Annotated in this window: 1 protein-coding gene; it reads left to right on the forward strand. The window is 67.7% G+C overall.

Annotation, left to right across the window (positions count from 1 at the left end; genetic code table 11):
• Positions 1–2 precede the first annotated feature (2 nt).
• Positions 3–1,163, forward strand: a 1,161-nt coding sequence (locus M1L53_RS33035; protein ID WP_083471077.1) for an acetyl-CoA C-acetyltransferase, incomplete at its 3' end; no start/stop codon positions are given.

Below are 1,163 nucleotides of genomic sequence, written 5' to 3' on the forward strand. Positions count from 1 at the left end.
CTGTGATTGTTGCGGGAGCTCGTACCCCGATGGGTCGACTCCTCGGATCGTTGAAAGACCTCTCCGGGTCCGACCTCGGCGGCATCGCCATCAAAGGCGCCCTCGACAAGTCCTCAGTCGCACCCGAACAGGTCGACTACGTCATCATGGGACAGGTCCTCACCGCCGGCGCCGGCCAGATGCCCGCCCGCCAAGCCGCCGTCGCCGCAGGCATCCCCATGAACGTCCCCGCCCTGAGCATCAACAAAGTGTGCCTCTCCGGCATCGACGCCATCGCCCTCGCCGACCAACTCATCCGCGCCGGCGAATTCGACATCGTCGTCGCCGGCGGGCAGGAATCGATGTCCCGCGCACCCCACATGCTCGAAAAAAGCCGCGAAGGCTTCAAATACGGCGACGTCACCCTCCGCGACCACATGGCCTACGACGGCCTCCACGACATCTTCACCGACCAGGCCATGGGCCTGCTCACCGAACAGGTCAACCAACAAGAAACCGCCCACATCACCCGCGCCGAGCAGGACGCCTTCGCCGCCGCCTCACACCAGAACGCGGCCCGCGCCTGGAAAGACGGCCTCTTCGACAACGAAGTCGTCCCCGTCTCCATCCCCCAACGCAAGGGCGAGCCCATCGTCTTCGCCCAGGACGAAGGCATCCGCGCCGACACCACCACCGAATCCCTCGGCAAACTGCGTCCCGCGTTCAGCAAGGACGGCACCATCACCGCCGGCTCCGCCTCCCCGATCTCCGACGGCGCCGCCGCCGTCGTGGTGATGAGCAAAACCAAAGCCGAAGAACTCGGCCTGACCTGGATCGCGGAAATCGGCGCCCACGGCGTCGTCGCCGGACCCGACTCCACCCTCCAGTCCCAACCCGCCCGGGCCATCGCCAAAGCCTGCGCGAAGGAAGGCATCGACCCCACCGACCTCGACCTCGTCGAAATCAACGAAGCATTCGCCGCCGTCGGGATCGCCTCCACCCGCGAACTCGGCCTCGACCCCGCCAAGGTCAACGTCAACGGCGGCGCCATCGCCGTCGGCCACCCCCTCGGCATGTCCGGCGCCCGCATCGCCCTGCACCTCGCCCTCGAACTGCAACGCCGCGGCGGCGGCATCGGCGCAGCCGCACTCTGCGGCGGCGGCGGACAAGGCGACGCACTCATC

Origin of the sequence: Rhodococcus sp. T9N, from assembly GCF_024436645.1 — a bacterium.
In the GTDB taxonomy this organism is placed as follows: domain Bacteria; phylum Actinomycetota; class Actinomycetes; order Mycobacteriales; family Mycobacteriaceae; genus Rhodococcus_F; species Rhodococcus_F qingshengii.